Genomic DNA, 24,659 nt, shown 5'->3' on the forward strand with positions numbered 1-24,659 from the left:
TTAACCGGCGCTTATCCTGCCTGATCCAGGTTGCAACTCATCGCAACCGCTCTTGTCTTGCTGCTTGAAGCTTGCCGCTGCTTTAAAACTGATAGCCAATCCCCGCGTAATAGCCCCAGCCATTGGAGCGGGCGCGGAACTCGCCGTCGCCGAAATTCAGCACGCTGCCATCCTCCCAGTTGCCGCCGTTGTGGAAGTAGCGGCCCACCAGGGTGAAGCGCAGGTGGGTGAAGGAATAGAGCAGCACGTTGGTGGCCACCGTGGCGTTGGCGGTGCGGGCCGGGTTGTCCTTGTGCAGGTCGGAGCCGAAATCGAAGTTGGTGAAGCCGATGTAGGTCAGCGAGGCACCGTTGCTGAAGCTGTCGATGGGCACGATGTATTTCAGCTGGGCGCGGTAGCCGTCCCAGGAATACTCGTTGCTGGCGCCGTAGTTTTCCCACTGGTAGCGGCCGTAGAAGTTGGCCGAGAGGTTGACCCGCGAATGGGTGTCGATGTCGGTGCCCAGGCCGCTGTAGAGGGTGTTGGCGCGGTTGGCGGTGCGGCTGCCGTGGTCGTAGATCCAGTCGAAGGCCACGTACCACTCCTTGAACGGGCCGATGGCCAGGCTGCGGCCGGCCAGGTAGTCGATGGAGATTCGCGGCTCGTGCTCCATGAACAGCGGCGAGCCGTGGTCCCAGATGCCCTTGTCGTGGCTGTTGCCGATGTCGAGGATCTTCGGCAGGTCGATGTAGCCGTACAGCTCGAAGGGGCCCTTGCGCCCGAAGTATTCGTATTCCAGGTAGATGTCGTCTGCCGGGCGCGGGCCGAAGCTGATGTCCTTGCTGCCGATGAGCATCAGGTCCTGGTTGTACCAGCCGGAGAGGTAGGCGCCCTGTTTGGCCGGTTGCACATCGGCGCTCAGGCTTTCGCCCTGGGCCGAGTCGTCCGCCGGGGCGGCGGGGGGCTGGGCGAAGGCGCTGGGTAGACCCGTAACGCCGGCCAGCCACAACGAAACAGCCAGGGTACGGCAGGACGCATGGCGTCGCAGAGGGTTGAGCATGGAAAGTCCCTGTTCTTGCAGTGTGAAGTCCCTTGTGCTCGACACTTCGAAAGAAGGCGGCGAACACCCACAAAATTACAACTCGCAAACGTTTGCATATGGCGTACCAACTTGAAACAGCGGCTTGCGACAAAGGCGTGAATGGCCGCGGGATTGGCGCTTGGGGCGGGGTGCGTGCCGATGGCGGGGAGGGCCGGACGCTGCAGGCCTGGGCAATGCCCGCCCCCCAGGCCCGGCGCTGGTGCAGGCGCGCAATGCTAGAGTGCGCCACTTACCCGCCACCACCTCGGGAGTGACCATGGAGCTGTCCGACCACCTGCTGATGCTTGAACGCCAGTTGCAACAGGCCGAAGTGCGTGCCGATCGCCAGGCGCTGGAGGCCTTGCTGGCCGATGACTTTCTTGAATTCGGCGTCAGCGGCGGGCGCTGGGACAAGGCCCAGGTGCTGGCCAGCCTGCCGCAGCAGGTCTTCATCGAACGGCGCATCAGCGAGTTCGCCGTGCAGTGCCTGGGGGCCGACCTGGCCCAGGTCACCTACCTGTGCCATAACGCCGCAGCGCCCGGGCGGGCGGCCAGCAGTGCCTGGCGCAGCTCGCTGTGGCGCTGCCAGGAGGGGCGCTGGCAGATGCTGTTCCATCAGGGCACGCCGCGGCCAAGTGCCTGAGGGCTCTGCTAGAATCCCGGTCCCAGACTTGACGAGGTGCCCCATGAGCGAGCCGATTCGCCTGACCCAGTACAGCCACGGAGCCGGCTGCGGCTGCAAGATTTCCCCCCAGGTACTGGAGGTGATCCTGGCCGGCAGCGGGGCGCAGAACCTCGACCCCAAGCTCTGGGTCGGCAATGCCTCGCGCGATGACGCGGCGGTGTACGCCATCGATGAAGAGCGCGGCGTGGTCTCCACCACCGACTTCTTCATGCCCATCGTCGACGACCCCTTCGACTTCGGCCGCATCGCCGCCACCAACGCCATCAGCGACATCTACGCCATGGGCGGCGACCCGCTGATGGCGATTGCCATTCTCGGCTGGCCGGTGAACGTGCTGGCCCCGGAAATCGCCCGGGAGGTGATCCGCGGCGGTCGCGCGGTGTGCGACGCCGCGGGCATTCCTCTTGCGGGCGGGCACTCCATCGATGCGCCGGAGCCGATCTTCGGCCTGGCGGTCACCGGGCTGGTGGAAAAACGCTTCATGAAGCGCAACGACACCGCCACGGCCGGTTGCCTGCTGTACCTGACCAAGCCCCTGGGGATCGGCGTGCTTACCACCGCCGAGAAAAAGGGCAAGCTGCGCAGCGCCGACATCGGCCTGGCCCGCGACTGGATGTGCACCCTGAACAAGCCCGGCAGCCGTTTCGGCAAGCTCGAAGGGGTGACCGCGATGACCGACGTCACCGGTTTCGGACTGCTCGGGCACCTGGTGGAAATGGCCGACGGCAGTGGCCTGACCGCGCGCATTCACTACGACCGCGTACCGCGCCTGCCGGGGGTCGAATACTACCTGGACCAGGGCTGTGTGCCCGGTGGCACCTTGCGCAACTACAGCAGCTACGCCGACAAGGTCGGGCGAGTGCAGGAACTGCACAAGCGCGTGCTCTGCGACCCGCAGACCAGTGGCGGGCTGCTGGTGGCGGTAACCCCGCAAGGCAATGCCGAATTCCTGGCCCTGGCGGCGGAACTGGGCCTGGAACTGGCGCCGATTGGCGAGCTGGTGGAGCGACAGAGCCACGCGGTCGAGGTGTTCTGATGTCTCTGGACTGCACCGACTACCGCGAGATCTTCCTCAACGACCGGCCGATGATGGACACCCGCGCGCCGATCGAATTCACCAAGGGCGCCTTTCCCGGGGTGCTCAACCTGCCGCTGATGACCGACCAGGAGCGCCAGCGGGTCGGCACCTGCTACAAGCAGCAGGGCCAGCAGGCGGCGATTGTCCTGGGCCATCAGTTGGTGTCCGGCGCGATCAAGGAACAGCGCGTCCAGGCCTGGGCCGATTTCGCCCGAGCCCATCCCGACGGCCTGCTGTACTGCTTTCGCGGCGGGCTGCGCTCGCAGATCGTCCAGCAGTGGCTCAGGGAAGCGGGCATTGACTACCCGCGGGTTGGTGGCGGTTACAAGGCCATGCGTACCTTCCTTCTGGACACCACCGAACAGGCCCTGCAGCAGTGCGATTTCGTCCTCCTGGGGGGCATGACCGGCACCGGCAAGACCCAAGTGCTGGGCCAGTTGGACAACGCCCTGGACCTGGAAGGCCACGCCAACCACCGCGGCTCCAGCTTCGGCCGCCGCGCCACCGGCCAGCCGAGCAACATCGACTTCGAAAACTGCCTGGCGGTGGACCTGCTGAAAAAGCGTGAGCGCGGCGTGCAGAGCTTTGTTCTGGAAGACGAGAACCGCATGATCGGCAGTTGCGCCTTGCCGCTGCCGCTGTACCAGAGCATGCAGGGCTTGCCCATGGTCTGGCTGGAGGACAGCCTGGCCAACCGGGTGCAAAGGATCCTTGACGACTACGTGGTCAACCTCTGCGCCGAGTTTGTGGCGGTGCATGGCGAACAGGGCTTCGCGCTGTTCGCCGAGCGCCTGCTGGAAAGCCTGAACAAGATCCACAAGCGCCTCGGTGGCGAGCGTCACCAGCGCCTGTTCCTGCTGATGGAAGCCGCGCTGGCGGAACAGGCCCGCAGCGGCGACGTGGAACGGCACCGGGCCTGGATCGAAGGCTTGCTGGGCGAATACTACGACCCGATGTACGCCTTCCAGCGCGAGAGCAAGGGCGCGCGGATCGAGTTCAGCGGCGAGCACGGCGCCGTGCTCGATTACCTGCGCCAGCGCTCACCGCGCTGATTCGTTCGCCGGCAAGCCGGCTCCTACAGGGCAGCTCCCACCAACCGTAGGAGCTGGCTTGCCAGCGAAGGGGCCCGCGAGATCGCCTTCGCCGGCAAGCCGGCTCCTACATGGGCAGCTCCCCACCGACCGTAAGAGCTGGCTTGCCAGCGAAAGGGCCCTCCAGCCCTACAACAACACCGCACCAATCAACCCGCAGACAATCCCCACCAGCATGGTCAGTACGGCCACGGTCACCAGTACTCGGGCATCGAAATCCTTGCGCAGCATCAGCAGCGACGGCAGGCTGATGCTCGGCAGGGTCATCAGCAGGGCCACCGCCGGCCCGGTGCCCAGGCCCAGGGTCATCATGGTCTGGACGATGGGAATCTCTGCCGCCGTGGGGATCACGAACAGGGTCCCGGCGATCGCCAGCGGCACCAGCCACCACAGGCTGTCACCCATGGCACCGTCGATATGCGGAAACAGCCAGACCCGCGCCGCGCCCAGCACCAGTACCGCCAGCACGTAGATCGGAATGGTGCTCCAGAACAGTTGCCACAGGGTTTTGCCCCAGCGGCTGAGGAACGGCTGGTCGTTCACCGTGCTGGCTTCCACCACCGCATCCACCGCGGCTTCGGGCAGTTGCTCGGGGCCGGCGACACGCTGCGCCACCAAGGACACGCCTAACACCAGGACAATGCCCGCCACCAAGCGCAGGGCGGAAAAGCCCCAGCCCAGGACAAAGCCCATGAACACCAGGGTGGCCGGGTTGAGCACCGGGTTGGCGATCCAGAACGCCAGGGCCGCACCCACCGAAACCTTCTGCCGGCGCAGGCCAGCAGCCACCGGCGCGGCGCAGCAGGAACACATCATGCCCGGAAGGGCGAACAGCCCGCCGCGCAGGGTCGAGCCGAAGCCGGCACGGCCGAACAGGCGCAGCAGCCAATCCCGGGGAATCAGCACCTGCAGCAGGGAACCCAGGATCACCGCCAGCACCGCAGCCTTCCAGATGGCCAGGAAGTACACCTGGGAATAGGCCAGGGCGGCGCTCCAGGGCGAGCTCTGCTGATCGTTGAGGATCGAGGCGCCGATGCTGTGGCTGTCGGCGGCGACAAAGGCCTTGAGGTAGTAGGGCGACCACTTCACGTAATACAGGCCGATGGCGGCGACCAGCAGGAACAGCAGGGGTTTGCACCAGAACGCCCAGCCGCGGTTGGGCTGGGTGGAGGCGAGGTTGGACATGAAAGGTATTCCGCACGAAGACAATAAGCGCGAATTGTAGCCGCTGGCGCCGGCGCGCTGCGAACCGATCTCGTCCGGCCTTGCCTGGCGATCCCCCGTCGGGAGCTCATCGGCCTTGAGAACGCCGCGTCCCTACGGGCCGTTCGTCCGAACGCGGCCCGAGCCCGCGGCAGCGGCTACACCAATCTTGGATCGGCACTGGCCCTGTAGCCGCTGCCGAGCGTCAGCGAGGCTGCGCAAAGGCCCGCAGGGCCTTGCCTGGCGATCTCCCGTCGGAGCGCTGTCGGGCTTGAGAACGCTGCGTCCCTACGGGCCGTTCGTCCGAACGCGGCCCGAGCCTGCGGCAGCGGCTACACCAATCTTGGATCGGCACTGGCCCTGTAGCCGCTGCCGAGCGTCAGCGAGGCTGCGCAAAGGCCCGCAGGGCCTTGCCTGGCGATCCCCCGTCGGAACTCTGTCGGCCTTGAGAGCGTCGCGTCCCTACGGGCCGTTCGTCCGAACGCGGCCCGAGCCTGCGGCAGCGGGGAGCGATTTTCAAAGGGTGCGAATCGAGGTGCGGATGGCCCGGGCACATTCGATCACCGAGGGCGCGAGCTTGCGTTCGGCTTCTTCCAGGGTCCAGCGGCTGCTGGGCACCACCACGTGCACCGCGGCCACCGGCAAGCCCTTGCCATCGAGGATGGGCGCGGCTATCGCCATGTCGCCCAGGAACAGTTCTTCCGGGTTCAGGGCATAGCCGCGGCGCTGGGTGGCGTCGATCTCGCGCTGGATCTCGTCCAGGTCGGTGCGGGTGTGCCGGGTGTGGGCCTTGCGGTCGCTGGCCTGGAGGATCTGCAGGGCCTCGGCGGCGGGCAGGGCGCTGAGGTAGGCGCGGCCCGAGCCGGTGCAGTACATCGGGATACGACTGCCGATGGGCATGTGGATGGGGATGAACTTGGGCGCCACGAAGCGCGCTACATAGACCATGTCCAGGCCATCGGGCTCGGTGAGGTTGGTGGTTTCCCCGGTGACCTGGGCCAGCTCGGCGAGGAAGGGGTTGGCCACGTCCACCAGGGTGTCGGCTGCCAGGTAGTTGTAGCCGATCTCCATCACCCGCGGGGTCAGCTGGAAGCGCTTGGTCTGCGGGTGCTTACGCACGTAGCCCAGCTGTTCCAGGGTGTGGATCATGCGCTGCGCCGAGCTTTTGTTGATGTCGGCGGCCGTGGCGATTTCCGCCAGGTTCATGGTCCGTTGCGCGGCGTTGAAGGCCCGCAGCACCGCCAGGCCTTTCTCCAGTGACTGGTTGAAAAGGGAGTTGTTGTTATCGCTCATGACCAGTCCTTTCAGGTTATTTTGTGTTTTGAATATCGATATTCGATATTTATAAATCTCTTTACGATTTTTGTAAATTGTTTATAGTCGGGCTCATGCCTCCTGCCTTCCACAACAGAGGCTATCCATCACGGACTTCAAACAATAAAACCGTCCAATGGGAGATTCGCCATGCACACCCGCACTCGCGTCCTTGCACCCGCTGTTTTCGCATTCTGTTGCGCCCTTGGCCTGGGCCTTTCGGCGTCGGCCCAGGCCGAGCCGCTGTACAAGGTCGGGGCCACCGCCACCGGCATTCCCTTCACCTTCCTTGACGTCAAGAGCCAGAGCATCGAGGGCATGATGATCGATGCCGCCCGGGCCGTGGGCAAGGCCGGCGGTTTCGCCGTGGACATCCAGCAGACCACCTTCGCCGCACTGATCCCCTCACTGACCTCGAACAAGATCGACATCATTTCCGCTGCCATGCTGCGCACCCCGGTGCGCGAGAAAGTGGTGCAGTACTCCGACCCGGTGTTCAGCTACGGCGAGGGCCTGATCGTCAAGGCCGACGACGCCAGCGACTACCGCCGCATGGAGGACCTGGCCGGGGAAACCGTCGGCGCCCAGGTCGGCACGGTGTTTATCGACGAGTTGAACAAGCGCGGGATCTTCAAGGAAGTGCGCGGCTACGACTCGATTCCCGATCTGATGCGCGACCTGGCCCTGGGGCGGATCAAGGCCGGTTTCGCCGACCGGCCGATCCTCGCCTACCAACTGGCCCAGGGCACCCAGAACAAGGTGCGGCTGGTCAAGGGCTACCAGCCGGTGGTCATGGGCGATGTCTGCCTGATCGTGCGCAAGGGCGATGCCCAGACCCTGGCCGAGGTCAATCGCGGGATCGCCGCGATCAAGGCCGACGGCACCCTGGAGCGCATCATCGAGCACTGGAAGCTCAACTGATCCAGTCGCGGCCCGGCGCCTGGCCCGGGTCCCTTTCCTGCTGATTAAACGGGTCTCTCCATGTTTCTCCAGAACGCTCTGGACTTCCTGCCCATTCTGTTGAAAGGCGCAGTGGTCACCCTGCAGGTCACCGTTGGCTCCTTCGTGCTCAGCTCGCTGATCGGCCTGGTCTTCGCCTTGATGATGGTGTCCAAGGTGCGCTCGGTGGCGTTGTTCGCCATCGGCGTGGTCAACGTCATTCGCGGGCTGCCGATCATCGTCCAGCTGTTTTACATCTACTTCGTGCTGCCGGATTTCGGCATCCAGCTCACCGCCATGCAGGCCGGGGTGATCGGCCTGGGCATCGCCTACTCGGCGTACCAGGCGGAAAACTTCCGCGCCGGTATCCAGGCCATCCACCAGGGCCAGATCGAGGCCGCCGAATCCATCGGCATGCGCGGGCCGATGATCATGCGCCGGGTGGTGCTGCCCCAGGCACTGCGCATCGCCTTGCCTCCCTATGGCAACACCCTGGTGATGATGCTCAAGGACTCGTCCCTGGTGTCCACCATCACCGTGGCCGAGATGACCCGGGCCGGGCAGCTGATCGCTTCCTCGACCTTCGAGAACATGACCGTCTACACCCTGGTGGCCTTGCTCTACCTAGCCCTGAGCCTGCCGCTGTCCTTTGCCCTGCGCCGCCTGGAGGCGCGCATCAGCACCCGGAGAAAGCCATGATCCAGATCAAGGGCGTACACAAGAGCTTTGGCAACGTGGCGGTGCTCGAAGGCATCGACCTACAGGTGCACAGCGGTGAAGTGGTGTGCCTGATCGGGCCCTCGGGGTCCGGCAAGTCGACCCTGCTGCGCTGCATCAACGGCCTGGAAAGCTACGAGCAGGGCGACATCCTGGTGAGCGGGGCGCGGGTCGACCGGCAGGCCAAGAGCATCCATGAACTGCGTACCCGGGTGGCCATGGTGTTCCAGCGCTTCAACCTGTTTCCCCATCGCACGGCCTTGCAGAACGTCACCGAGGGGCCGATCTACGTCAAGAAACAGGACCCCCGGCAAGCACGCCTGCGGGCCGAGGCGCTGCTGGAAAAGGTCGGCCTGGCCCATCGCATGCACGCCTACCCGGACGAGCTCTCCGGCGGCCAGCAGCAACGGGTGGCCATTGCCCGGGCGCTGGCCATGGACCCGGAGGCGATTCTCTTCGACGAACCGACTTCGGCGCTGGACCCGGAACTGGTGGGCGAGGTGCTGGCGGTGATGCGCAAGCTGGCCGACGAGGGCATGACCATGATCGTGGTCACCCATGAAATGGGCTTTGCCCAGGACGTGGCAGACCAGGTGTGCTTCCTCCACAGCGGGCGCATCGTCGAGGCCGGCCCGGCCCGAACCGTGCTCAGCACCCCGAGCCACCCGCGCACCCAGGACTTCCTGCGGCGCTTGCTCAACCAGGGCGCGGAGGTGCAGGCATGAGCGCATCCGAGCCCCTGCGCATGCCGCCCTCGCTGTGGGCGGCCACGGCCATGCCGGCCGAGCACACCCCGGCACTGGCCGAGGACCGGGAGGTCGATGTGGCGATTGTCGGCGCCGGCTACACCGGGTTGGTGAGCGCCCTGCGCCTGGCCCAGAGCGGTGCCAGCGTCTGTGTGCTGGATGCCGGCGAGCCCGGCTGGGGCGCCTCCGGGCGCAACGGTGGGCAAGTGATCCCCGGGCTCAAGTTCGACCCCGAGCAACTGCTGGCCAAGTTCGGCCCGGTACAGGGCGAGGCGCTGATCGATGCCGTGGGTGGCGCGGCCGATGAAGTGTTCGAGCTGATCAAGGAACACGGCATTCGCTGCGACGCCACCCGCAAGGGCTGGATCCAGCCGGCGTTTTCCGGCGCGGCGATGCACACCCTGGAGCAGCGCGCCGAGCAGTGGCGCCAGCGCGGCGTGGCCGTGGAGTTGCTGGACAAGGCCGCCGTGAGCCAGCGCATCGGCAGTTCGCAATACCTGGGCGGCTGGGTCGACCCGCGGGCCGGCAGCCTGCACCCGCTGAACTACGCCCGGGGCCTGGCCCGGGTGGCGATGGGGCTGGGGGTGAGCATTCACGGCCAGAGCCGGGTCCGGAAGCTGCAGCGCGATGGCGGGCGCTGGACCCTGGAGACCGACCGCAGCGCTCGGGTGCGTGCCTCGAAGGTACTGCTGGCGACCAATGGCTACACCGACGACTTGTGGCCGGGGTTGCGCCAGACGGTGATCGCCGCCAACAGTTTCATCATCGCCACCCGGCCGCTGCCTGCCGAGCTGCGCCAGAGCATCCTGCCGGGCGGCGAGGTGTGTTCCGATGCCCGGCGCCTGCTGCTGTATTTCAAGCAGGACGCCCAGGGGCGCCTGCTGCTGGGTGGGCGCGGGCCGTTTTCCGAGCCGCGCCGGGATGCCGACTGGAACCACCTGGAGCGTTCGTTGCTGAACCTGTTTCCGCAATTGGCGGGCGTCCCCATCGAGTATCGCTGGAGCGGGCGCGTGGCCCTGACCCCGAGTTTTCTGCCGCAGTTGCACGAGCCGGCGCCGGGGCTGTCGATCCTGCTGGGCTACAACGGGCGCGGCATTGCCTTGTCGACCCTGCTGGGCAAGCACCTGGCGGCGCGGCTGACGGGAGCGGGGCAGGGTTTTCCTTTCCCGGTCACGCCATTGCGGCCGATTCCGCTGCACGGCTTGCAACGCCTCTACCTGGGAGCGGGGATAGCCTGGTACCGGTTGCTCGACGCCCTGGGCTGATCAGCTCGGGCAGTCCTGCTCACCGTCATCCAGGCCCTGCTTGTAGCTCTGGCTGTGCAGGCTGGCCTTGCCGTTGCGCCAGGTCAGGGTCAGCACGTACAGCGAGTCGAAGTCGCTGGAGGCCCAATCCTCGGTAATCGGGCGCTTCTCGCCCACGGCTTCTTCGGCGACCTTGTTGATCAGCTCCGGCAGGTAGCCGTGGGACCAGGCGGTGTAGATGATCGAGTTGTGGTAGCGGTCATGCAGCAGCTCGTCCGCCAGGTCGCTGGTGTCATTGGCGGCAAAGTCGATGTTCACCGGCAGGCCGAGCTTGATGGCGCTGGGGCTGATGGTCATCAGCGGGCGGATATAGCTGTAGGAGTTGTCCAGCTCGCCTTCCTCGACGTTGCGCGTGGGGTTGGCGGCGAACACGTACTGCGCCTTGCCGAATTTCTCCGGCAGCAGCGAGGCCAGGTCGATGGCCCGGTTCAGGCCCTGGCAGTTGAGCTGCCCGAGGCCGCCGGCGGGCTTTTCCGCGTGGCGCAGGAACACCAGGGTCTGGGTGCCGTCCACCGGTTGCGCGCGGCTGGCGCTGGATTCCAGGGACAGGCACAGGGCGCCGCCCAGCAACAGGGCCGGCAACGGCAGGTAGCGGCGGTGCTTGAAGTGGCGGGCAAGGCGGCGGGGCAGGTTCATGGTGCGGTCATTCTTCAAGTGCGATGCGTGAGGCTGACAAACCCATGTTCCCTGTCGTTGCTCATGGCCTGATCGGGCCGTGGCTTATGAGTCCCTGAACGGCTTTTGGTTCGATTGCAGGCAGCTTAAGCGCTGCATGTTGCCGATTTAAGAAAACCCGGCGGATAATTCCCCGCCGTTGCCCATCCGTGGCGCCGCCCCCTTTTGATTGAGACTGGAAGCCTGTCATGAGCGATCTTTCCGCCTTTGCCGTCACCCAGAAATGGCCTGCGCAATTCCCTGAGTGGATTCAGTTGTATTCCTTGCCGACCCCCAACGGGGTCAAGGTCTCGATCATGCTCGAAGAGATCGGCCTGCCCTACGAGGCGCATCGGGTCAGCTTCGAGACCCAGGACCAGATGACCCCGGAGTTCCTCAGTGTCAGCCCGAACAACAAGATCCCGGCGATTCTCGACCCCCACGGCCCGGGGGACCAGCCGCTGGCGCTGTTCGAGTCGGGGGCGATCCTGATCTACCTGGCGGACAAGAGCGGGCAACTGCTGGCCCAGGAGTCGGCGGCGCGTTATGAAACCATCCAGTGGCTGATGTTCCAGATGGGCGGCATCGGCCCGATGTTCGGGCAGGTGGGGTTCTTCAACAAGTTTGCCGGCAGGGAGTACGAGGACAAGCGGCCGCTGGAGCGCTACGTGAACGAGGCCAAGCGTCTGCTGGGGGTGCTGGACAAGCACCTGGGGGGGCGCGAGTGGATCATGGGCGAGCGCTACACCATTGCCGATATCGCGACCTTTCCGTGGATTCGCAATCTGATCGGGTTCTATGAGGCGGGTGAATTGGTGGGCATCGACAACTTCCCCGAGGTCAAGCGAGTGCTGGCCAAATTCGTGGCGCGCCCGGCGGTGATCCGCGGGTTGGAGATTCCCAAGGTTTCTTGACGCACGCACGCCCTGTAGCCGCTGCCGCAGGCTGTGCACGAGCGCGCAGCGGTGGCGGCGATCCCAAGAATGCCAGGGGGGTGTCTGGGGGCGCCCAGCCAGGGCCTGCGTACCGAACGCAGCCCGCTCTTTCGCAGCCTCACCCTGGCTCGGCAGCGGCTACAGCCAACGTTGTGCCTCATAACGCTGGGCCTTATTAAGAAACAGGAATTTTTGCATGCGCCCCTTAAGTTTCAAGCAAGTCGATGTCTTCAGCTCGACTCCCCTCAAAGGCAACCCCTTGGCCGTGGTATTCAACGCTGACGAGCTCAGCACCGAGCGCATGGCCACCTTCGCCAACTGGACCAACCTCAGCGAAACCACCTTTCTGCTCCAGCCCCGCGATCCCCGGGCCGACTACCGCCTGCGGATCTTCACCACCACCCAGGAATTGCCCTTCGCCGGCCACCCGACCCTGGGCAGTTGCCACGCCTGGCTCGAAGCCGGCGGCGTGCCCCGGGGCGAGGAGATCATCCAGGAGTGCGAAGTGGGCCTGGTGCGCATCCGCCGCCAGGGCGATCAGTTGGCCTTTCTCGCGCCGCCGCTGCTCAAGGCCGGCCCGGTGGAGCCCCAGGTGCTGGAGCAGGTGCGCCGTGGCCTGCGCCTTACGCCCGGGGACATCGTGCAGGCGCAGTGGGTCGACAACGGCGCCGGCTGGCTGGCGGTGATGCTCGGCGAACGCCAGCAGGTGCTGGACCTGCAACCGGACTACCCGGCGCTGATCGGTCTGGCGGTCGGGGTGATCGCGCCCTGTGACCCCGAGCGTGATGACAGCGACGCGCAGTTCGAGGTACGGGCCTTTATCGCCGGTGATGGCATGCCCGAAGACCCGGCCACCGGCAGCCTCAATGCCGGCATCGCCCAGTGGTTGCTGGGCGCCGGGCTGGCGCCGGCGCGCTACCGCGTCAGCCAGGGCCTGAGCATGGGCCGGGCAGGGCGGATTGACGTGGAACAGATCGGCGATGAAATCTGGATCGGCGGCACGGCACGAACCTGCATCGAAGGGCACCTGCGGCTTTTCCCAAGCAGTGAGCAAACGTGCGAGAACACACCTTCGCCCACTGGACCGAGGCATCCATGAGCGCGCTGGCACCTGGCGATTTTGCAGGCACCGGCACGCACAAGCCGGCACGGCTCCTGTGCGCCTGGGCCCAGGTTGTGTCCTGGAAGGGCTGGATGCTGCGGGCAGGCCTGCTGGGTTTGCTGGCGCTTGATCCACTGCTTTGCATTGCACAAACCACAGCGGTCAAACAACCGCCCGGCCCGGCAACCTTGCCTGGTAATACACCGGGGAGCGAATCCGCGGCATCCGCCAGCGTGGCGGCCACGCCAGGGGACAACGGCGTGGCGGTGAATGCCACGTGCAACCTGCCGGTCAAGCCATCAGCCGGCAAAGTCGTGGAGATATATTGGACCCAGGGCCCGGAAAATCGTCGCGTGGTGGGCCGCGAGGCTGACCATTACGTCGATCTCAATCTGATCGTTCGAACTGTGGGTTACCGGCCTGGCGAGTGCATCGAAGCGACGATTCAGTCCGAAAACGCTGCCGATGAAGTTGCCGACCGGATCAAGAAAATCGTGCTCAGGGGAAAGGTTGACGATACCGGCATGGCCTACTTCAAAACGCCTCTGAAGGACTACACCCTCAATTTGCAGGGCAGTGAGCCGCCGTAGTGTGCACACCCGTGCGGGAGCCAGGAGCTGCTGCAAGCGGTCAACCGCCGGATTTGTCGCACGTAGGTTTTTCAATGGCGGCTGCCGCTGTTGCGTCAGATGGTCGCAGGCTGGCCGCGTCGAGTGGCCGATACCCCCTGGATCGCGGGGCCTCAAGGGCATTGTTACGGCTTGGGCAAGACTCTCTTGAGCCGTGCGGGTTTGTACCGGGGCGGCTGCGGGCATAAGCTTTCAGCCTTTTTTCGCCATAGCTCGTGTTGTTTCGCGCTCAGCCTTAGGAAAAATCATGTCCAGCCAGTTCCCAGAAGCCCGTCCGCGTCGCCTGCGTCGCTCCGAACAACTGCGCAGCCTGTTCCAGGAAACCGAATTCACCCTCAACGACCTGGTGCTGCCGATTTTCGTCGAGGAAGAAATCGACGATTTCGTGCCGATCAAGAGCATGCCCGGGGTGATGCGCATTCCCGAATCCAGGTTGGCCGGCGAGATCGAGCGCTACGCCCGCGCCGGGATCAAGTCGGTGATGACCTTCGGCGTCTCCCACCACCTGGACTGCGACGGCAGCGATACCTGGAAGGAAAACGGCCTGGTGTCGCGCATGTCGCGCATCGCCAAGGATGCGGTGCCGGAGATGATCGTGATGTCCGACACCTGCTTCTGCGAATACACCGATCACGGCCACTGTGGCGTGATGCACGGCCATGAAGTGGACAACGACCAGACCCTGCTCAACCTCGGCAAGCAGGCGGTGGCCGCGGCCCGTGCCGGCGCCGATGTGATCGCGCCGTCGGCGGCCATGGACGGTCAGGTCCAGGCCATCCGCCGCGCCCTGGACGCCGCCGGCTTCACCCAGACGCCGATCATGGCCTATTCCACCAAGTTCGCCTCGGCGCTCTATGGCCCGTTCCGTGAAGCCGGCGGCAGCGCGCTCAAGGGCGATCGCAAGAGCTACCAGATGAACCCGATGAACCGCCGCGAAGCGGTGCGCGAGTCCTTGCTGGACGAGCAGGAAGGCGCCGACTCGCTGATGGTCAAGCCCGCCGGGGCCTACCTGGACATCATCCGCGACATCCGCGAGGCTTCGCGCCTGCCGGTGGCGGCGTACCAGGTCAGCGGCGAGTACGCGATGATCAAGTTCGGCGCCCAGGCCGGCGCCATCGACGAGCAGCGAGTGGTGCGCGAAACCCTGGGTTCGATCAAGCGCGCCGGTGCCGATCTGATCTTCACCTACTTCGCCATGGACCTGGCCCTGGCCGGGATCTGATTAGGCCCCGCAGCACTGCCACGAACGTCGCCCGGCGTTCGTGGCTATTGCCAAGACTTCCGCCTCTACATGACAATGCGATTCATTATCAAATATGAATCCTTACTGTCATGCCCGCCGACGACTTATCCCTGCGCTGTGCCGTCACCGACCTCTACACCCATCACCATGGCTGGCTGCAGGGCTGGTTGCGCCAGCGCCTGGGCAACGCCTTCGATGCCGCCGACCTGGCCCAGGACACCTTCGTGCGGGTGCTCAAGGCGCGCAACGCAGTGGAGATCCGTGAGCCGCGGCCCTACCTGTCGCGCATTGCCCGGGGCCTGCTGATCGATCTGTTTCGCCGACGTTCCCTGGAGCAGGCCTACCTCGAAGCCCTGGCCCTGGTACCCGAGGGCGAGCACCCGTCGCCGGAGGAGCAGAGCGTGCTGTTCCAGGCGCTGATGGAAATCGACCGGCTGCTGGATGGCCTGGGGCCCAAGGTGAAACAGGCTTTCCTGCTGTCCCAGTGCGACGGCCTGACCTACGAGCAGATCGCCGAGCGCCTGCAGATTTCCGTGCGCAGCGTGAGCAACTACATGGCCAAGGCCATGGAGCATTGCTGCCTGATGCAGATGCGGATGCAGCTGTCATGAGTTTCGCCGGCCTGCAACTGAGCGTCGGCGAGCGCCAGGCCATCAGCGGCGCGGCACGCTGGTACGCGCAATTGCGCTCCGGCAGCGCCAGCGAGCAGGAGCAGGCCGCCTGGCGCGAATGGCTGGCCGCCGATCCCTTGCACCGCCAGGCGTGGGAACGCATGCAGCAACTGGGCGAGCAGATGTCGGCGCTGCCCGGCGGCCTGGCCGGTTCCGCCTTGCGCGGGGCAGGGCGCTCGCGCCGCGAGCTGATGCGCAACCTGGTGGTGCTGGCCTCGGCCGGTTCCCTGGGCTGGCTGGGCTGGCGCAGCGACAGCGCCCAGCAACTGCTGGCGGACTACCGGACCCAGATCGGCGAGCGCCGGCAAGTGCGCCTGGCGGACGGCACTTCGCTGCTGCTCAACACCAACACCTCGATCAACGTGCAGTTCGACAGCCAGCAACGCAAGGTGCAGCTGTTGTGGGGCGAGATGCTGGTCAGCACCGCTGCCGATCCCTTGCAGCGGCCGTTCCGGGTTTTCACCCGGGACGCTGAGGTGCTGGCCCTGGGCACTCGCTTCGTGCTGCGCAGCGATGAGCGTGAGGAGCAGGTGGCGGTGCTGGAGCACGCGGTGCAGGTCAGCCTGGGCGCAGGCCTTGCGCCGCGTCGGGTCGAGGCCGGCCAGCAACTGGCGTTCAGCGCCGGGGGCTTTGCCGCGCTGCGGCCCAACGATGCCGCTGTGGGTGCCTGGCGCCAGGGCAGCATCATCGCCATCGACCGGCCCCTGGGGGAGTTGCTGGCCGACCTGTCGCGCTACCGCCGCGGGGTTGTGCAGTGCGATCCGCAGATTGCCGGGCTGAAGATCTCCGGGGCCTTCCCCATCGATGACACCGACCGCGCCCTGGCGGCGCTGGAAAGCGGTTTCTCCCTGCAGATCAAGCGCTACACCCGCTACTGGGTACGGGTTTCCGATAGCCGCATGGGTTGAATCCGCGGGGCGAAAAAAAATTCAAGGGTCTTTGCATGTTTGCCCCTCCTGGTCCGGCTTATCCCCCAGTGGATTCATTTTCGTTAGCGGGGAAGGCAAAGCATGTCTGATGTTCACAAGTCGAAGTTGGCCCAGGCGATCAAGGTCGGGCTCTGGGGCGCACTGGCGGTCTACGGGGCGGCACTGCTGCCGTTGACCGCAGTGGCGGCCAGCGAACAGACCGCGGTGCGCCGCTTCGATATTGCCGCCGGTGACCTGACCGAGGTGCTGAGCCGTTACGCCAGCGCCGCCGGCGCGGCAATTTCCTTCGATGCCCGGCAGACCGCCGGCCTGCGTTCGGCGGGGCTCAAGGGTGAATACGGGGTACAGGAAGGCTTTGCGCGGATTCTCGCCGGCAGCGGCTGGCAGGCCGAGCCACAGAGCAACGGCAGCTTCGTGCTGCGCCCCGTGCCCCAGGGCAGCGGCGCTCTGGAGCTGGGCACCACCCAGGTGCAGGGCCAGGAGCTGGGGGCCACCACCGAGTATTCCGGTTCCTACACCACAGGCGCGGTCACCATCGGCAAGGGCCAGCACTCGCTCAAGGAAACCCCGCAGTCGGTGACCGTGATCACCCGCAAGATGCTTGATGACCAGAACCTCAACACCATTGACCAGGTGATGGAGAAGACCCCGGGCATCACCCTCTACGACTCGCCCATGGGCGGCAGGTATTTCTACTCCCGGGGCTTTCGCATGACCGGCCAGTACCAGTACGACGGCGTGCCCCTGGACATGGGTAGCAGCTACGTACAGGCCGACAGCTTCAGCAGCGACATGGCCTTCTATGACCGGGTGGAGATCCTGCGCGGCGCTGCCGGTATGCTCAAGGGCGCGGGCGGCACTGCCGGCTCGGTGAACTTCGTGCGCAAGCGCGGCCAGGCCACGCCGCACACCGAACTGACGATGTCCGCCGGCAGCTGGGACAACTACCGGGCCCAGGTGGACACCGGCGGGCCGTTGAACGATGCCGGTACCGTCCGCGGCCGGGCGGTGGTGACCCAGCAGACCCGGCAGTACTTCTACGACCTGGGCGAGCGCAAGGACCAGGTCTACTACGGCGCCCTGGATTTCGACCTCAGTGACGCCACCACCCTGGGCCTGGGCATGGCCTATGAAGACGTCGACTCGCGCCCGTGCTGGGGCGGCCTGCCGCGCTACAGCGACGGCAGCGACCTCAAGCTGGGCCGCTCCACCTGCCTGAACACCGCCTGGAACAATTCGCGCAGCAAGCGCGCGACCTATTTCGCCGACCTGCGCCAGCAGCTCAACGATGACTGGGCGCTGAAGGTAGCCGGGGTCTACACCCGCAACACCCAGGATATCGAGTACGCCTTCCCCAGCGGTTCGGTGCCGGTGGGGGCCAGCCGTTCCAGCACCCTGATGCTGGGCAGCATCTACGACTACGACCAGGTGGACTACGGCTTCGATGCCTATGTCGACGGGCACTTCCAGGCCTTTGGCCAGGAGCACGAGCTGACCTTCGGCGCCAACGCCAGCCGCTCGATCAAGGACGACTTCTACGCCGTGGCCGGCTTGCCCCAGCGGCAGAATGTGCTGGACCCCGATCACCACCTGCCCAAGCCCGACGACAGCTACTACGAAAGCAACTCCACCCGGGGCGGCCCCACTGATCTGCGGATCCAGCAGCAAGGGTTGTATTCCACTGTGCGCCTGAAGCTCGCCGACCCGCTGACCCTGGTCATGGGCAGCCGGGTCAGCTGGTACAAGTCGCAGAACGATTCGGTGGCCTACTGGCGCGATACGCGCACGCCCAGCAGTGCCCGATCCAAGGAAACCGGCGAGGTCACGCCGTTCGCCGGGGTGCTGTACGACCTCAACGACAACCTCACGGCCTACGCCAGCTACTCCAGCATCTTCACCCCCCAGGGCAGCTATCGGACCCTGGACGGCGCCTCCCTCAAGCCGCTGGTGGGCAAGAGCTACGAGCTGGGGATCAAGGGCGAGTGGTTCGATGGCCGCCTCAACAGCGCCTTCAGCCTGTTCCGCACCATCCAGCAGGACGCGCAGCAGGACGACCCGGCCTGCCCGGACAGCACCTGCTCGCTGAACTCGGGCAAGGTCCGCGCCCAGGGCTTTGAAGCGGAGCTCAGCGGTGAGGTGATCGAACGCCTGCAAGTACTGGCCGGCTACACCTACACCCAGACCAAGACCCTGGAGGACGCCAACAGCGCCAACAACGGCTTGCCGTTCACCACCTACGTGCCGCGCCACCTGCTGCGGGTCTGGGGCGACTACCAGCTGGGCGGTGCCCTGGAGCGCTTCACCGTGGGGGCCGGGGTCAACGCCCAGAGTGACAACTACCGAGTCTCGCCCACCAGCGGCAACCACATCCGCCAGGCCGGCTATGCGATCTGGAACGGCCGCATCGGCTATCGCATCGACGACACCTGGTCCCTGGCGCTGAACGGCAACAACCTGCTGGACAAGCGCTACTACACCACCATCGGCACCGAAGGCTTCGGCAATTTCTACGGTGACCCGCGCAACCTCACTCTGTCGGTCAAGGCCGACTTCTAAGGCCTGGAAGCGGCCGCGCAGACCTTCTGCACGGCCGCTTCAGGCCCCGGGCCCGGCGTCGAGCAAGGCCATGAAACGCTGCAGCTGTGGCGAAGGGTTGTCCCGGTGCCAGTTCATGTACAGCCCGATGCTTGGCCCTGGCTGCGTGCCCATGGCCCGCAGCGGGCGGTAGGCGACGCTGCCCTGCAGCACCGCATCGGCCATCGAGCGGGGCACCAGGGCCACGCCGAAACCGCAGCCCACCAGGCCCAGCTGGGTCTGGACCCGGGCCACTTCCTGGACCACCTTCGGGGTGAACCCGGCCGCGCTGCACAGCGCCATCAACTGGTTGTGGTAGCCGCTGCCCAGGGCCTGGGGCGTGAACACGAAGTCCTCGTTGGCCAGCTCCCGCAGGTCCACCTCTGGCGCCTGGGCCTGGGGGTGGTCGTGGGGCAGGGCGATGACGATCGGCTCATCGAGGATCAGGCGCGAGGCTATCTGCCCTTCGGGCAGCGGCAGCTCACGCATGAACGCCAGGTCGATGTCGCCGCCGAGCAAGCCCTTGAGCTGCTCGGCCGAAGGCAGTTCCCGCAGTTCCAGGCGCACCTCGGGCAAGGCCTGGCGAAAGCCCCGCAGGCTGGCGAGCAAGCTCGGGTAGCCGGCCAGTGACAGGCTACTGACGCGCAGGCTGCCGGCCAGGCCCTGGGCAATATGGCGCGCCTGCTCGATGCCCTGTTCCAGGGTAGCCAGGGTGCGCCGGGCGCTGTGCAGAAAATCCGCCCCGGCCGGGGTCAGGGCCACGCCTCGACGATTGCGCCGCAGGAGGCTGAAACCGAGTTTTTCCTCCAGGCGGGCGATGGCCTGGCTCAGGGGCGGCTGGGCCATGTGCAGGCGCGTGGCGGCCTTGTGAAAGTGCAGTTCTTCGGCGACGGCGATGAACTGGCGCAACAGGCGCGTTTCGATCATGGCGATGCTTCCTGGCTGGGGGCTTTGGGACTGTAAACCCCAAGGCTCATGGTTTCACAGCGAATTCATTGATATCAAAAACCTCTCACAGAACCTGGAATTTAGTATTAAGTCACTGATTTTCATGCTGTTACCCTGGAATTCACACAGGAGGGAAGAGCATGGATTTCAGCGGCAGAACGGCGATTGTCACCGGCGCCGGGCGCGGCCTGGGCTTGAGTTATGCACGGGCCCTGGCCCGTCGTGGTGCCCAGGTGGTGATCAGCGATTGCGGGAGTGACGGCAGCGGTAGCGGGGCGGATGACAGTGTCGCCCATGATGCGGTGCGGGCCTTGCGGGCCAGCGGTGCCAGGGCGCTGGCCGACACCGCCGACCTGGGCACCGAGGCCGGTTGCCAGGGGCTGGTGCAGCGCACCCTGGAGGCCTTTGGCAGCCTGGATATCCTGATTCACAACGCCGGCTGGGTTGGCTACCAGGCGCTGGAGCAGACCGACGCCGGGTTTCTCGAGCGCATGCTGGGGATCAACCTGTATGCGCCCATCTGGCTGGCCAGGCATGCCTGGCCCCATCTGCGGCAGTCCGCCGCACCGCGGCTGCTGTTGACCACCTCCGACCGTGCGCTGTACTCGGAATATGCCCAGCCGGGGCTGCTGGCCTACTGCGCGGGCAAGATGGCCCAGGTCGGGATCATGAATGCCCTGGGCCAGGAAGGGGCGGAGCACGGGATCCGGGTCAACGCGGTGTCGCCGGTGGCCAAGACCCGCATGTGGGGCGTCAGCGAGGAGCCGCCGGAACTCAAGCCGGACTGGGTGACGCCGGGGGTGCTGTTTCTGGTCAGCGAGCAGTGCCAGGACAGCGGCTACATCCTGCGGGCCAGCAATGGCCAGTTCAGTGCCTGGCGCCCCCAGGAGGCCCCCGGTGTGGATTACCCCCGGGACCTGAAGCGGATCGCGGCGGCCACGCCGGAGCAGTTCGCCCGGCGCTGGGGGCAGATCAAGCAGCCTTTCATCGGGGCTTGAGGGAGGGGGCGGCGCTCTGCGGGGAGATCTCCCGTTCGCGGAAGTAGCGCTCCAGCACGCGCGGGTCGGCCGAGCGCTCGGCCAGGGCCACGTAGGTGTCCGGGCGCAGCAGGTAGAAGGCGTTGCGCGCCAGCCCCGCGGCGGCATGGGCCGGGCGCCAGTCGAAGGTGCGCAACGGCACCTGGTGCGCGGTGCACCAGTCGCGCAGGGCGTCACTGGTGACGCCGTAGACATGCACCTGCCAGCCCAGGTACTCCAGGCTGTCGAAGTTGTCGTGTTCACCATCGCGCACCCAGGGCAGGCGGTCGCCGCCGTGCACCGGGCCGACGCCGCCGGCGCTCAGGGGCATGCCGCGGTAGTTCAGGGTGATCTGCGACACGGTACGGAAGAGAAACTCCCGGGCGCTGTCGAAGGCGGCGATCTTCGGCAGCAGCAGGGGCGCCAGGCGGGTGCGCGCCAGGTAGGCCACCGGGCCGTCGGCGGTGGCGAAGCTGAACACCCGGTCGGTGGTGGCCACCAGGCGCCGGGCGAACTCCATGCGTTCGGTGGCGTAGGTTTCCAGCAGGCGCTCGGCACTCTTGCCGCTCAGTACCGCTGCCAGTTTCCAGGCCAGGTTGATGGCGTCGCCGATCCCGGTGTTCATGCCCTGGCCGCCGGCCGGGCTGTGCACGTGGGCGGCGTCCCCGAGGAGGAACACCCGGCCGGTGCGAAACTGCTCGGCCACCCGGTGATGCACCTTGTAGGTGGAGAACCAGTTGACCTGGGCCACCTCGACCTTGAGCTGGCGCATGGCGCGCTGGCTGACATCCTCGAAGCGCAGGTTCTCCGGGTGCTCGGCACGCTCGTCGCGCACCGTGCCGATCAGCCGTGCGCGGCCGCTCTGGGCCAGGGGGAACACCGCGAGAAAGTCGGCGTCGTCCAGGTCCACGTGCAACTGGCCGTCGATGCTCGGGCCGCTGGCCTGCACATCCGCGACGTAGAACATCTGCTGGTAGGTGCCGCCGGGAAAGCCGGTGCCCAGGGTCTTGCGCACCGTGGAGCGGGCGCCGTCGCAGCCGGCCAGGTAGAAGGCCTGGCAGTGTTCTTCGCGCCCGTCGGGGCCGCGCAGGCGGGCGTTGATCAGGTGGCCGTGGTCGGTGAAGGCCAGCAGCTCGGTGTTGCGTTCGACCTCCACCCCCTGCAGCGCCAGGCGTTCGATCAGCAGTTGCTCGTGTTCGTCCTGAGGAAAGATCTGCAGGAAGGGGTAGGGCGTCAGGTCTTCGCCGATGGCGTTGAACGGCAGGTGGGCGGCGCGCTCGCCCTTGACCCAGAGGTTCACCGCCGGCACATGGTGGCCGCGCTCGACGATGGCCCGGGTCAGGTCCAGCTGGCGGTACAGCTCAAGGGTTCGCGCCTGCACCGCCAGGGCCCGGGAGGTAGTGCCCGGGCCCGGGGTCTTGTCGATGATCCGTACCTTGACCCCCTGCCGGCGCAGCCAGAGCGCCAGGACCAGGCCGGTGGGGCCGGCGCCGATGATCAGTACGTCGCTGCAATTCATGGGCTTGCCCTCGGTAGACGATCAAGGTCATGCAGGCGGCTGCCGCCGGGCTCAGCGCTGGGCGAAGGCCAGGTTCAGGCCGAGCCCGGCGAAGCTTGCGGCAAAACTGCGGCGCAGCCAGTTCTGCACCTGGGGCGATTCGATCACCGCGGTGCGGAACAGGTTGGCCAGCAGGCCATAGAGCACGAACACGAAGAAGGTCATGGCCATGAACACGCCGCTCAGGAGCAGCATCTGCGGGATCGGGTCGCTGCCGTCATGGGCGATGAACTGGGGCAGGAAGGCCAGGAAGAAGAGGGTCAGCTTGGGGTTGAGGATATTCAGCAGGCAGGCCTTGAGCATCAGCGCGCCGGGGCCATGGCTGACGGCGTTGCTGTCCACGGCGAAGGCCGAGCGGTCGCGCCAGGTGGCGTAGGCCAGGTACAGCAGGTAGGCGACGCCGGCGAACTTCAGGCCCTGGAAGGCCAGCGCGCTGGAGTGCAGGATGGCCGACAGGCCGAGGATCGAGGCCAGCAGGTGCGGGACAATCCCGGCGGTGCAGCCGATGGCGGTGAACAGGCTGGCGCGCTTGCCGGCCACCAGGGCGGTGGAAATGGTCAGGATCACGCCGCTGCCGGGAATCAGCACGACGATCAGGCTGGTGATCAGGAAATCCAGGGTCAACATCCGGGCATCACTCCATTGAGGGCAGGCGCGGGGTCAGGGCTGGGCGCCACACCTAAGTCGGGGGTCATCAAAATACACCCAGCCACACCGCCAATAGAAGGATTCTAGCCTGTAGCCGCTGCTGAGCCCGCGAAGCTGCGCAAAGGTCCGCAGGACCTTGCCTGGCGATCTCCCGCCGATCGCGCAGAGGCCTCAGGGTCGCAGCGTCTGCTACGCAGCCTGCGGCAGCGGCTACGAGGGCCGCGGCGGGAACAGCGCTCGCATTCCTTGGTCGAACGCCCCAGCCGCTGCTTTACTTGCACGGCCCTCGCCCAGCCATCTCGCGGAGCCCCATGATTTCCTCTCGTCTTCTCAGTTGCTTCCTGGGCCTGTCGCTGCTAGCCGGTTGCGCCAGCCAGCGCGGCCCCCAGGCACCAACACTGACCCCCGAACAGACCCAGGCCCGGATCCTGCGCCTGCTGCCGGCCCAGGTGGCGGACCGCCCGGGCTGGGCCCGGGACATCCAGGTGGCCTTCAGCGCCCAGGGCCTTGAGCCGAGCCAGAGCAACCTGTGCGCGGTGCTGGCGGTGACCGAGCAGGAATCCACCTTCCAGGTCGACCCGACGGTGCCGGGCCTGGGGCGCATCGCCCGGCAAGAGATCGACCGCCGCGCGGCCAAGGTGCATGTGCCGGCGCTGCTGGTCAGCGCCGCCCTGCAAGTGCGCGGCCCGGACGGCCAGTCCTACAGCCAGCGCCTGGCCAGTGCCCGCAGCGAGAAGGAATTGAGTGCGATCTTCGATGACTTCATCGGCATGGTGCCCCTGGGCAAGACCCTGTTCGGCGGCTTCAACCCGGTGCACACCGGTGGGCCGATGCAGGTCAGCATCGAGTTCGCCCAGCAGCATGCCCAGGGCTATCCCTACCCGGTGCAGGACTCCATCCGTCATGAGGTCTTCAGCCGCCGCGGCGGCCTGTATTTTGGCATCGCCCACCTGTTGGGCTACCCGGTGGACTACCCGCAGCCGTTGTACCGTTTCGCCGATTTCAACGCCGGCTGGTACGCCAGCCGCAACGCGGCGTTCCAGAGCGCGGTGAGCCGTGCCAGCGGGATCAGGCTGGCGCTGGATGGCGACCTGATCCGCTACGGCTCGATCATGCCCGGCAGCACCGAGCTGGCGGTGCGCACCCTGGGCAAGCAGCTGGGGCTGCGTAACCCGCAGATCCGCGCCCAGCTGGAGAAGGGCGACCGCCAGGACTTCGAAGAAACCGAGCTGTACCGTCAGGTGTTCGCCCTGGCCGATCGCACGGCGGGCAAGCCCGTACCGCGCCAGCAACTGCCCGGTATCGAACTCAAGAGCCCGAAGATCACCCGCCAGCTGACCACCGCCTGGTTCGCCAAACGGGTGGACGAACGCTACCAGCGCTGCCTGCAACGCCCGCTGTAGGAGCTGGCTTGCCAGCGAAGACGGCCGCCAGGGCGATGCAGGGCCTCTTCGCCGGCAAGCCGGCTTCGACAGGGGGCACTGTTGTGCGGGGCGCAGGTGCTTGCTTGTCAGGCCCGGGGGCGGCGTGGCAGGATGCGCCATGAATTTTTTCCGGCTCGTCTCCCGCCTTCATCACCATCGACCTCATCTCCGGGGCCGTGGTCGCTTGTGCG

At 66.2% G+C, this 24,659-nt stretch carries 23 protein-coding genes; 16 read left to right on the forward strand and 7 right to left on the reverse strand.

Features of this window, described 5'->3' with window-relative positions:
• Positions 1-82: 82 nt before the first annotated feature.
• Positions 83-1,039 (reverse strand): nucleoside-specific channel-forming protein Tsx, encoded by a 957-nt coding sequence (locus tag A9971_RS14540; protein WP_183000117.1) that lies wholly within the window; start codon positions 1,037-1,039, stop codon positions 83-85.
• A 262-nt stretch (positions 1,040-1,301) separates the two neighbouring features.
• On the opposite strand from A9971_RS14540, the gene A9971_RS14545 reads away from it, so the two are divergent.
• From A9971_RS14545 to mnmH, 3 genes are read left to right on the forward strand one after another with little or no spacing between them, the layout of a single operon-like run.
• Positions 1,302-1,703 (forward strand): DUF4440 domain-containing protein, encoded by a 402-nt coding sequence (locus A9971_RS14545; RefSeq protein ID WP_230493591.1) that lies wholly within the window; start codon positions 1,302-1,304, stop codon positions 1,701-1,703.
• Positions 1,704-1,746: 43 nt separating this feature from the next.
• A complete protein-coding gene (selD, locus tag A9971_RS14550; RefSeq protein ID WP_015635068.1) occupies positions 1,747-2,781 on the forward strand; it encodes a selenide, water dikinase SelD in 1,035 nt (344 codons plus the stop codon).
• Positions 2,781-3,875, forward strand: a complete 1,095-nt coding sequence (gene mnmH, locus A9971_RS14555) for a tRNA 2-selenouridine(34) synthase MnmH (RefSeq protein WP_183000118.1) — start codon at positions 2,781-2,783, stop codon at positions 3,873-3,875. Before selD ends, mnmH begins: the two co-directional genes overlap by 1 nt.
• A 168-nt stretch (positions 3,876-4,043) precedes the next feature.
• On the opposite strand, the gene A9971_RS14560 is transcribed toward mnmH, so the two are convergent.
• Together A9971_RS14560 and A9971_RS14565 are read right to left on the reverse strand one after the other, a co-directional pair.
• Entirely contained in the window at positions 4,044-5,099 is a 1,056-nt protein-coding gene (locus A9971_RS14560) for a permease (RefSeq protein ID WP_015635070.1), read from the reverse strand.
• 534 nt (positions 5,100-5,633) lie between these two features.
• Positions 5,634-6,410, reverse strand: a complete 777-nt coding sequence (locus A9971_RS14565; protein ID WP_011060579.1) for an IclR family transcriptional regulator — start codon at positions 6,408-6,410, stop codon at positions 5,634-5,636.
• 171 nt (positions 6,411-6,581) lie between these two features.
• Between A9971_RS14565 and A9971_RS14570 the strand changes: the two genes are divergently transcribed.
• From A9971_RS14570 to A9971_RS14585, 4 genes are read left to right on the forward strand one after another with little or no spacing between them, the layout of a single operon-like run.
• The gene (locus A9971_RS14570; RefSeq protein WP_183000119.1) at positions 6,582-7,352 is read left to right on the forward strand and encodes an ABC transporter substrate-binding protein; all 771 of its coding nucleotides are present in this window, start codon (positions 6,582-6,584) and stop codon (positions 7,350-7,352) included.
• Positions 7,353-7,412: 60 nt separating this feature from the next.
• Positions 7,413-8,069, forward strand: coding sequence for an amino acid ABC transporter permease (locus A9971_RS14575; protein WP_011060581.1), 657 nt, complete (start codon positions 7,413-7,415; stop codon positions 8,067-8,069).
• Positions 8,066-8,812 carry an amino acid ABC transporter ATP-binding protein gene (locus A9971_RS14580; RefSeq protein ID WP_011060582.1) on the forward strand — a complete coding sequence of 249 codons (747 nt, stop codon included), beginning with the start codon at positions 8,066-8,068 and terminating at the stop codon, positions 8,810-8,812. Before A9971_RS14575 ends, A9971_RS14580 begins: the two co-directional genes overlap by 4 nt.
• The gene (locus tag A9971_RS14585; protein ID WP_123430399.1) at positions 8,809-10,098 is read left to right on the forward strand and encodes an FAD-binding oxidoreductase; all 1,290 of its coding nucleotides are present in this window, start codon (positions 8,809-8,811) and stop codon (positions 10,096-10,098) included. Before A9971_RS14580 ends, A9971_RS14585 begins: the two co-directional genes overlap by 4 nt.
• Here the strand turns inward: A9971_RS14585 and A9971_RS14590 are convergent, their stop codons facing one another.
• Positions 10,099-10,773, reverse strand: coding sequence for a histidine phosphatase family protein (locus A9971_RS14590; protein ID WP_171820699.1), 675 nt, complete (start codon positions 10,771-10,773; stop codon positions 10,099-10,101). It abuts the gene before it with no gap.
• 227 nt (positions 10,774-11,000) lie between these two features.
• Between A9971_RS14590 and A9971_RS14595 the strand changes: the two genes are divergently transcribed.
• From A9971_RS14595 to A9971_RS14625, 7 genes are all read left to right on the forward strand, one after another.
• Positions 11,001-11,705, forward strand: a complete 705-nt coding sequence (locus tag A9971_RS14595; protein WP_011060585.1) for a glutathione binding-like protein — start codon at positions 11,001-11,003, stop codon at positions 11,703-11,705.
• Between the two features lie 217 nt (positions 11,706-11,922).
• Positions 11,923-12,825 (forward strand): PhzF family phenazine biosynthesis protein, encoded by a 903-nt coding sequence (locus tag A9971_RS14600; RefSeq protein WP_015635076.1) that lies wholly within the window; start codon positions 11,923-11,925, stop codon positions 12,823-12,825.
• Positions 12,822-13,418 (forward strand): hypothetical protein, encoded by a 597-nt coding sequence (locus A9971_RS14605; protein ID WP_183000120.1) that lies wholly within the window; start codon positions 12,822-12,824, stop codon positions 13,416-13,418. Before A9971_RS14600 ends, A9971_RS14605 begins: the two co-directional genes overlap by 4 nt.
• A 286-nt stretch (positions 13,419-13,704) precedes the next feature.
• Positions 13,705-14,679 carry a porphobilinogen synthase gene (hemB, locus tag A9971_RS14610; RefSeq protein WP_015635078.1) on the forward strand — a complete coding sequence of 325 codons (975 nt, stop codon included), beginning with the start codon at positions 13,705-13,707 and terminating at the stop codon, positions 14,677-14,679.
• A 110-nt stretch (positions 14,680-14,789) separates the two neighbouring features.
• Entirely contained in the window at positions 14,790-15,311 is a 522-nt protein-coding gene (locus tag A9971_RS14615) for a sigma-70 family RNA polymerase sigma factor (protein WP_015635079.1), read from the forward strand.
• Entirely contained in the window at positions 15,308-16,279 is a 972-nt protein-coding gene (locus A9971_RS14620; RefSeq protein ID WP_183000121.1) for a FecR family protein, read from the forward strand. The genes A9971_RS14615 and A9971_RS14620 overlap by 4 nt, the downstream gene beginning before the upstream one ends.
• 102 nt (positions 16,280-16,381) lie before the next feature.
• A complete protein-coding gene (locus tag A9971_RS14625) occupies positions 16,382-18,856 on the forward strand; it encodes a TonB-dependent siderophore receptor (RefSeq protein ID WP_183000122.1) in 2,475 nt (824 codons plus the stop codon).
• A 39-nt stretch (positions 18,857-18,895) separates the two neighbouring features.
• On the opposite strand, the gene A9971_RS14630 is transcribed toward A9971_RS14625, so the two are convergent.
• Positions 18,896-19,801, reverse strand: a complete 906-nt coding sequence (locus A9971_RS14630; RefSeq protein ID WP_183000123.1) for a LysR family transcriptional regulator — start codon at positions 19,799-19,801, stop codon at positions 18,896-18,898.
• Positions 19,802-19,962: 161 nt separating this feature from the next.
• Between A9971_RS14630 and A9971_RS14635 the strand changes: the two genes are divergently transcribed.
• A complete protein-coding gene (locus A9971_RS14635; protein ID WP_183000124.1) occupies positions 19,963-20,820 on the forward strand; it encodes an SDR family NAD(P)-dependent oxidoreductase in 858 nt (285 codons plus the stop codon).
• Here the strand turns inward: A9971_RS14635 and A9971_RS14640 are convergent.
• Entirely contained in the window at positions 20,807-22,357 is a 1,551-nt protein-coding gene (locus A9971_RS14640; protein ID WP_183000125.1) for an FAD-dependent oxidoreductase, read from the reverse strand. The genes A9971_RS14635 and A9971_RS14640 overlap by 14 nt on opposite strands.
• 51 nt (positions 22,358-22,408) lie before the next feature.
• A complete protein-coding gene (locus A9971_RS14645; protein WP_011060595.1) occupies positions 22,409-23,023 on the reverse strand; it encodes a LysE family translocator in 615 nt (204 codons plus the stop codon).
• Between the two features lie 332 nt (positions 23,024-23,355).
• Here A9971_RS14645 and A9971_RS14650 point away from each other — a divergent pair, with 332 nt between their 5' ends.
• Positions 23,356-24,447 carry a DUF1615 domain-containing protein gene (locus A9971_RS14650; RefSeq protein WP_072451379.1) on the forward strand — a complete coding sequence of 364 codons (1,092 nt, stop codon included), beginning with the start codon at positions 23,356-23,358 and terminating at the stop codon, positions 24,445-24,447.
• Positions 24,448-24,659 lie beyond the last annotated feature (212 nt).

The sequence above is a fragment of the Pseudomonas sp. UME65 genome, assembly GCF_014170225.1.
GTDB lineage: Bacteria > Pseudomonadota > Gammaproteobacteria > Pseudomonadales > Pseudomonadaceae > Aquipseudomonas > Aquipseudomonas protegens.